This is a genomic window from Streptomyces sp. NRRL F-5755 (assembly GCF_001279365.1).
Lineage (GTDB): Bacteria > Actinomycetota > Actinomycetes > Streptomycetales > Streptomycetaceae > Streptomyces > Streptomyces rimosus.
Map to the genome: position 1 here is coordinate 1 of NZ_LGCW01000211.1, position 327 is coordinate 327.

A 327-nucleotide genomic window follows, 5' to 3' on the forward strand; every position below is an offset into this window, starting at 1 on the left:
TGCAACTCCGCATCCCAGCGGAACGGCACCGTCGCGCCCCGGTGATCCGGAGCGGCAGGACGCGGACGGTCATACGGGAGCGCCAACTCGCCCGGCAAACCCGCCAGTTCAGTACGCCAGAACTCTGCCTGCCCCGCACTGTCGTCCAACATCTGCCACAGCGCGAAATCCGCATACTGCACCGGCAACGCGTCCCACTCAGGCGCACCACCACCCCTCCGCGCCTCATACGCCACCACCACATCCCGCCACAACGGCCCCAACGACCACCCATCAGCGGCGATGTGATGCACAAGCACCACCAACACCGACTCATCCCCGCCGCAC

Annotated in this window: 1 protein-coding gene; it reads right to left on the bottom strand. The window is 67.0% G+C overall.

Going from position 1 to position 327, the window contains the following annotated elements; all coding sequences use genetic code 11:
- Positions 1-302 (bottom strand): condensation domain-containing protein (locus ADK86_RS17855; RefSeq protein ID WP_324611399.1); only part of this gene is annotated, 302 nt, incomplete at its 3' end.
- Positions 303-327 lie beyond the last annotated feature (25 nt).